This is a genomic window from Acidobacteriota bacterium (genome assembly GCA_039030395.1).
Lineage (GTDB): Bacteria > Acidobacteriota > Thermoanaerobaculia > Multivoradales > JBCCEF01 > JBCCEF01.
The window spans coordinates 25,560-32,124 of record JBCCEF010000034.1 but is presented as its reverse complement, the minus strand read 5'-3'; the positions used below and the strand labels follow the sequence as shown (position 1 = coordinate 32,124).

The following is a 6,565-nucleotide window of genomic DNA, read 5'->3' as shown; positions in this document are numbered from 1 at the left end:
GATGGTGATGCCCGGCGACAGCGTGAACCTGGACGTGACGCTGATCGCTCCGATCGCGATGGAGAAGGGCGTGCGCTTCGCCATCCGCGAAGGCGGCCGCACCGTCGGAGCCGGAACCGTCACCGAGATCGTCGAATAGGGCGACGGGCTTATCCGGCCGACGGCTCGGTCGGGTGAAACGAGTTCGGGGAATCGAGGAAGATCATGGATAACGAAAAAATCCGCATTCGCCTGAAGGCTTACGACTATCGGATCTTGGACACCTCCACGTATGAAATCGTGGATACGGCGCGGAGGACCGGCGCCCGGGTGGTCGGACCGATTCCCCTGCCCACGCACATCGCGCGGTACACCGTGAACCGCTCGCCGCACGTCGACAAGAAGTCGCGGGAGCAGTTCGAGATCCGCACCCACAAGCGACTGCTCGACATCTTCGAGCCGACGAGTCAGACCGTCGACGCGCTGATGAAGCTCGAGCTGCCGGCCGGTGTGGATGTCGAAATCAAAGCCTTCGACCGCTAGAGGTGGGGACGATGCAAGGACTCTTGGGCAAGAAGCTGGGCATGACCCAGATCTACATGGAAGACGGACGCGCCGTACCGGTGACCGTCGTCAAGGCCGGGCCCTGTCAGGTGGTCCAGGTCAAGACCGAGGAGCGCGACGAATACGCCGCGGTGCAGGTCGGCCTGGTCGAGGACGACACCCCGAACAGGGTCAACCAACCGCGTGCCGGGCACTTCAAGAAGGCCGGAGTGGATCCGCTCCGCCACCTGATGGAGTTTCCCATCGGCAGCGACGACGAGCCCGCCGCCGGCGACGAGATCAAGGCCTCGATCTTCGAGGAAGGCGACTTCGTCGACGTGATGGGCACTAGCAAGGGCAAGGGCTTTCAAGGCGTCATGAAGCGCCACGGCTTCGGCGGCGGCCGGGCGACCCACGGTTCGATGTTCCATCGCGCTCCGGGCTCCGTCGGCCAGTCGGCTTCGCCGTCGCGCGTCTTCCCGGGGGTGCGTCTGCCGGGGCAGATGGGCGCCGCGCGGGTGACCACCAAGAATCTGAAGGTGGTCAAGGTCGACGAAGAGCGCAATCTGATCTATCTCAAGGGCGCCGTTCCGGGGTCGCGGGGCGGCTATCTGGCGATCCAGCGAGCGAAGCGCGGCTGAGGCGGAAGGAAATCGAGATGAAAATTTCAGTCAAGAGCCTCGACAATAAGGACCTGCGGGAGATCGATCTCCCGGAAGCGGTCTTCGGGTACCCCTATAAGGAGCACCTGATCCACGAGGCGGTCACCGCGGTACAGGCGGCTGCCCGCCGCGGCACCCACAAGGTCAAGTCCCGGTCCGAGGTTTCCGGTTCCGGTCGCAAGCTGTGGCGTCAGAAGGGTACCGGCCGCGCCCGGGTGGGCGATATCCGCAACCCGAAGTGGCGCAAGGGCGGCATCGTTCACGGCCCGCAGGTGCGCAGCCACGAAAAAGGACTGACGCCGCGCGAGAAGCGCAACGCGCTGAAATCGGTGCTGTCGCGCAAGCTGGCCGACGAGCAGATCACGGTGCTCGACTCCTTCGAGCTGTCGAGCCATCGCACCCAGGAGCTCGCCGCGCAGTTGGGCGGTCTCGGGGTGGAGGGCAAGGCGCTGTTGGTCGACTCGCGAGACAACGTCAACCTCGATCGCGCGGCCCGCAACAACCCGGCGTTGAAGACGGTCGATGCACTGGCGGTCAACGTGTACGACGTCGTCGGCCGGCCGCATCTGCTGCTCAGCGAAGGGGCCCTGAACCGGCTGGTGGAGGTGCTTTCGAAATGAGAGTTCAAGACGTCATTCGCCGGCCGCTGATCACCGAGAAGTCCACGGAGTTGCGCGAAGACCGCAACATCGTCGCCTTCGAGGTCGACAGGAGCGCCAACAAGATCGAGGTCAAGAAGGCCGTAGAAGCCCAGTTCGGAGTGCGGGTGGCGGAAGTCCGCATGGCCAATATGCATGGCAAGCTGCGCCGCCAAGGCCGCTATTTCGGCCGGCGTCCGGATTGGAAGAAGGCCTACGTTCGGTTGGTCGATGGTGAGAAGTCGATCGAGTTCTTCGAGGGGGTCTAGACCATGGCGATCAAACAGAGAAAGCCGACCAATCCGGCCAGCCGTTTCCAGACCTATCCGGCCTTCGACGAGATCACCGAGACGCGGCCGCACAAGCCGCTGACCAAGGGCAAGAAGCGCTCCGGCGGGCGGAACAACTCCGGTCAGCAGACCATCTGGTTCCGCGGCGGCGGCCACAAGCAGCGCTACCGCCAGATCGACTTCAAGCGCAACAAGCACGACGTGCCGGCGAAGGTGGCGACGATCGAATACGATCCCAACCGCTCTGCCCGCATCGCGCTGCTGCACTACGCCGACGGCGACAAGCGCTACATGCTGTACGTCAAGGGCCTGGAGGTGGGCGATACGGTGATGGCCGGTGAGGCCGCGGAGATCAACCCCGGCAACTGCCTGCCGCTCGCCAAGATTCCCCTGGGCACCATCATCCACAACGTGGAATTGCGTCCCGGCAAGGGCGGCCAGCTGGTGCGCAGTGCCGGCGCCGGCGCTCAGTTGATGGCGAAGGAAGGTGCCTATGCTCAGGTCAAGCTGCCCTCCGGCGAGGTCCGCAAGGTGCTGATGACCTGCTATGCCACCATCGGCCAGGTGGGCAATCTCGAGCATGAGAACGTGTCCTTGGGCAAGGCCGGCCGTAACCGCTGGCGCGGTCGTCGGCCGCACAACCGTGGCGTGGTGATGAACCCCGTAGACCATCCGATGGGCGGTGGTGAAGGGCGCTCCTCCGGCGGCCGTCACCCCTGTACGCCGTGGGGTGTGCCCACCAAGGGATACAAGACGCGTAACAACAAGCGCACCGACGGCATGATCGTGCGGCGCCGCAAGAAGAAGTAGCGGGAGGAGACGAAAATGTCGCGTTCACTAAAGAAGGGCTACTTCATCGACGATCACCTCGTCGCCAAGGTAGACAGGATGAACGAGTCGGGGCAGAAGCGGGTGATCAAGACCTGGTCCCGACGTTCGACGGTGATTCCGGACATGGTGGGCCACACGATCGCGGTCCACAACGGGGCGAAGTTCATCCCGGTGTATGTCAGCGAGAACATGGTCGGCCACAAGCTTGGGGAGTTCGCCATGACGCGGACCTTCCGCAGCCACGCCGGCGGCAGGAAGAACGAGCGGGGAGCCCGCGCCCGCTAGGGCGTGTCGGGTTCCGGAAGCTCAGGAGGCTTCGACGATGGAAGTGACAGCGCGGCTCCGTTTTCATCAGGCATCGCCCCAGAAAGTACGGCTGGTGGCGGACTTGATCCGCGGCAAAGAGGTGGATGAGGCGGCTTCCATCTTGAAGCTGACCCAAAAGGCGGCAGCTCGGCCGATCGAGAAACTGCTCAAGTCGGCGGTAGCCAATGCCGAGAACCGCGACGAGCAGGCCGATATCGATCGCCTGTACGTCAAGGAAATCCATGTGGACGGCGGTCCGACCCTGAAGCGGTTGCGGCCGCAACCGATGGGACGCGCTTTCCGCATTTTGAAGCGGCAGAGCCACATCACGATCAAACTGGACAGCCGGTCCGGAGAAGGAGAGTAGTCGTGGGACAGAAGACACACCCTTACGGGTTCCGGCTGGTCTACAACAAGACCTGGCATTCGCGCTGGTACGCCGAGAGCAACTACGCGGACACCTTGCTGGAAGACGTCAAATTGCGGGAAGGCCTGAAGAAGCGTCTGGCTCATGCCGGCGTCAGCGAGATCGACATCGAGCGCGCCGCCGAGCGCATGCGGGTGACCATCTATACCTCGCGGCCGGGTATCATCATCGGCCGCAAGGGCGCCGAAGTGGACAAGCTGCGCGACGATCTGATCAAGCAACTCGGCCGGGAAGTGCACATCAACATTCAGGAAGTACAGCGGCCGGAGCTCGACGCGCAACTCGTCGCCCAGTCCATCGCCGGCCAGCTCACTCGCCGAGTGTCTTTCCGGCGGGCGATGCGCAAGGCCATGGAATCGGCCTTCCGGTTCGGAGCAAAGGGCGTCAAGATCATGGTTTCCGGCCGCCTCGGCGGCCACGAAATCGCCCGCACTGAGTGGTATCAGGAAGGCCGCTTGCCGCTCCACACGCTGAAGGCGGACATCGACTACGGCCTGGCCGAAGCGAACACCACCTACGGCCTCATCGGGGTCAAGGTGTGGGTCTACAAGGGTGACTTGCTGCGCGAGCGCCGCCGCCGGGCCACGGCCTGACGGGCGCCTGGAGAGATTGGAGACGTAAGCCATGTTGATGCCGAAGAAGGTCAAATATCGCAAGGAGCACCGCGGTCGCCGCACGGGCAACGCCAAGGGCGGGGACTACATCGCCTTCGGCGACTACGCCCTGCAGGCCCTCGAACCGGTGTGGATCACCGCCCGGCAGATCGAGTCCGCCCGTATCGCGATCACCCGCTCCATCAAGCGTGGCGGCAAGGTCTGGATCCGGATCTTTCCGGACAAGCCGGTCACCAAAAAGCCTCTGGAAACCCGTATGGGTAAGGGTAAGGGCGCGCCGGAGGAGTGGGTGGCGGTGGTCAAGCCGGGCCGTATCCTCTACGAACTGGAAGGGGTCGACGCCGAGACCGCCGCTCAGGCGATGCGGTTGGCTTCCTACAAGCTGCCGATCAAGACCCGTTTTGTGACGCGCAACGACGAGCTGAGGTGAGGTAGAACATGAAGGCTTCGGAACTGCGAGAGCAGCAGATTGATGAGCTCCTCGAGAAGGAGCGGGAGCTTGCGCAGCAGCTGTTCGTCCTGCGCCTGCACAAAGTGACCGGACAGCTCGAAAAGCCGTCCAAAGTGCGCGAGGCCAAGCGGGATCTGGCCCGGGTGCTGACGGTCCTGCGCGAAAAGCGCGCCCAGGGAGGGGCATGATGACGGAAGCAACGGAAACGACCACGCCGAAGGCGCGCGGACGGCAGCAATCGAAGGTGGGCATTGTGGTGAGCGACAAGATGGACAAGACCGTCACCGTCGCCGTCAACAAGACGACGATGCACCCGCTCTACCTGCGCTATATGAAGAGGACCACCCGGTTCGCCGCTCATGACGAGGCCAACGAGTGCCGCATCGGCGACCAGGTTTCGATTATCTCGACCCGGCCGCTGTCGAAGAGCAAGCGCTGGCGGGTCAAAGAAATTCTCAAGCGGGCCGAGTAGGGGAGTCCAGCCATGATCCAGATGGGAACGGTATTGGATGTCGCCGACAACTCGGGCGCCAAAAAGATCGCCTGCATTCACCTGCGCGGCGGCTCCTCCGGCCAGTACGGTCGGGTGGGCGACGTGATCACCGCCTCGGTCAAAGAGGCGTCGCCGGACGGCACCGTGAAGAAGGGTCAGGTGGTGCAGGCGGTGATCGTGCGCACCCGCAAGGAGCAGCGTCGGCGGGACGGAAGCTATATCCGCTTCGACAACAACTCGGCGGTGCTGGTCAACGAAGCCGGAGAACCGGTCGGTACCCGCGTGTTCGGCCCGGTGGCCCGGGAGCTACGGGAGAAGCGCTTCATGAAGATCGTTTCCCTCGCGCCGGAGGTGCTGTAATGAACAAACTGCATGTCAAGAAAGGCGACCAGGTGCTGGTCATCGCCGGCAAGGACCGCGGTGCCAAGGGCAAGGTCCTGCGGGTCCTGGCCGGAGAGCGCCGGGCGGTGGTCGAGCGGGTCAACCTGATCAAGCGGCACACGCGCCCCAATCCGCAGCAGGGGATCCAGGGCGGCGTGCTCGAACGCGAGGCGCCGATCCACGTTTCCAACCTGATGGTCATCTGCCCGGAAACGGGCAAGCCGACGCGCATCGGGCGCAAGCGCCTGGACGACGGCAACGGTGTCCGGGTGGCGAAGAAGAGCGGCGCGACGCTGCGTTGATGCGCGAGGCGCTGATTCGAGATTTGAGGCGAGAAGACGATGGCAGATAAGAAAAATACCGAGGCGGCGAACGGCTACACCCCCCGCCTGCGGACGAAATATTTCGAAGAGGTGGTGCCGAAGCTCCGCAAGGAGTTCGACATCGAGAACCCGATGGGCGTTCCGCGCCTGGTCAAGGTGAGCCTCAACATGGGCGTTGGCGAGGCGATCCAGAACATCAAGGTTCTGGACAACGCCGTTGCGGAACTGACGGCGATCGCCGGGCAGCTTCCGATGACCACCCGCGCCCACAAGTCGATTTCGAACTTCAAGCTGCGCGAGGGCATGCCGATCGGCGCCCGGGTCACCCTGCGGGGAACGCGCATGTGGGATTTTCTGGATCGCTTGATCTCGACCGCCCTGCCGCGGGTGCGTGACTTCAGGGGCATCCCGACGAAGAGCTTCGACGGTCGCGGCAACTACACCCTAGGTGTCCAGGATCACTTGATCTTTCCGGAGATCGACTACAACACCGTCGACAAGTCCCAGGGCTTGAACGTCACCATCGTGACGACGGCCGGCAACGACGAGCGCGCGCTGTTCATGCTGCGCGAGCTCGGTATGCCGTTCCGTCAGCCCCGCGCCGCCGCGGGCAGGTCGTAAGGAGAT

The 6,565-nt window shown here is 63.7% G+C and carries 15 protein-coding genes; all 15 read left to right on the top strand.

The genetic code is table 11. The features are described from left to right. A partial coding sequence (gene tuf / locus AAF481_19690; GenBank protein MEM7483393.1) for an elongation factor Tu occupies window positions 1-139 on the top strand: 139 nt, incomplete at its 5' end. A gap of 65 nt (window positions 140-204) precedes the next feature. After that, on the top strand, window positions 205-522 hold the full coding sequence (gene rpsJ, locus AAF481_19685; GenBank protein MEM7483392.1) for a 30S ribosomal protein S10: 318 nt from the start codon (window positions 205-207) through the stop codon (window positions 520-522). A gap of 11 nt (window positions 523-533) precedes the next feature. Then, window positions 534-1,163, top strand: coding sequence for a 50S ribosomal protein L3 (gene rplC, locus AAF481_19680; protein MEM7483391.1), 630 nt, complete (start codon window positions 534-536; stop codon window positions 1,161-1,163). A 17-nt stretch (window positions 1,164-1,180) separates the two neighbouring features. Next, a complete protein-coding gene (rplD, locus tag AAF481_19675; protein MEM7483390.1) occupies window positions 1,181-1,804 on the top strand; it encodes a 50S ribosomal protein L4 in 624 nt (207 codons plus the stop codon). Then, window positions 1,801-2,091, top strand: coding sequence for a 50S ribosomal protein L23 (locus AAF481_19670; GenBank protein MEM7483389.1), 291 nt, complete (start codon window positions 1,801-1,803; stop codon window positions 2,089-2,091). Before rplD ends, AAF481_19670 begins: the two co-directional genes overlap by 4 nt. 3 nt (window positions 2,092-2,094) lie before the next feature. Then, the gene (rplB, locus tag AAF481_19665) at window positions 2,095-2,922 is read left to right on the top strand and encodes a 50S ribosomal protein L2 (GenBank protein ID MEM7483388.1); all 828 of its coding nucleotides are present in this window, start codon (window positions 2,095-2,097) and stop codon (window positions 2,920-2,922) included. Between the two features lie 15 nt (window positions 2,923-2,937). Continuing rightward, window positions 2,938-3,228: a 30S ribosomal protein S19 gene (rpsS, locus tag AAF481_19660; GenBank protein MEM7483387.1), complete on the top strand. Its 291-nt coding sequence runs from the start codon at window positions 2,938-2,940 to the stop codon at window positions 3,226-3,228. A gap of 37 nt (window positions 3,229-3,265) precedes the next feature. Continuing rightward, complete coding sequence (rplV, locus tag AAF481_19655) at window positions 3,266-3,616, top strand: 50S ribosomal protein L22 (protein ID MEM7483386.1); 351 nt, start codon at window positions 3,266-3,268, stop codon at window positions 3,614-3,616. A gap of 2 nt (window positions 3,617-3,618) precedes the next feature. After that, entirely contained in the window at window positions 3,619-4,269 is a 651-nt protein-coding gene (gene rpsC, locus AAF481_19650; protein ID MEM7483385.1) for a 30S ribosomal protein S3, read from the top strand. A gap of 31 nt (window positions 4,270-4,300) precedes the next feature. Further along, a complete protein-coding gene (gene rplP, locus AAF481_19645; protein ID MEM7483384.1) occupies window positions 4,301-4,720 on the top strand; it encodes a 50S ribosomal protein L16 in 420 nt (139 codons plus the stop codon). 8 nt (window positions 4,721-4,728) lie between these two features. Further along, complete coding sequence (rpmC, locus tag AAF481_19640) at window positions 4,729-4,929, top strand: 50S ribosomal protein L29 (protein ID MEM7483383.1); 201 nt, start codon at window positions 4,729-4,731, stop codon at window positions 4,927-4,929. Continuing rightward, on the top strand, window positions 4,929-5,213 hold the full coding sequence (gene rpsQ, locus AAF481_19635) for a 30S ribosomal protein S17 (protein ID MEM7483382.1): 285 nt from the start codon (window positions 4,929-4,931) through the stop codon (window positions 5,211-5,213). The genes rpmC and rpsQ overlap by 1 nt, the downstream gene beginning before the upstream one ends. Window positions 5,214-5,225: 12 nt before the next feature. Next, a complete protein-coding gene (gene rplN / locus AAF481_19630) occupies window positions 5,226-5,594 on the top strand; it encodes a 50S ribosomal protein L14 (GenBank protein ID MEM7483381.1) in 369 nt (122 codons plus the stop codon). Next, window positions 5,594-5,917 carry a 50S ribosomal protein L24 gene (rplX, locus tag AAF481_19625; protein ID MEM7483380.1) on the top strand — a complete coding sequence of 108 codons (324 nt, stop codon included), beginning with the start codon at window positions 5,594-5,596 and terminating at the stop codon, window positions 5,915-5,917. Before rplN ends, rplX begins: the two co-directional genes overlap by 1 nt. 39 nt (window positions 5,918-5,956) lie before the next feature. Beyond that, window positions 5,957-6,559, top strand: a complete 603-nt coding sequence (gene rplE / locus AAF481_19620; protein ID MEM7483379.1) for a 50S ribosomal protein L5 — start codon at window positions 5,957-5,959, stop codon at window positions 6,557-6,559. Window positions 6,560-6,565 lie beyond the last annotated feature (6 nt).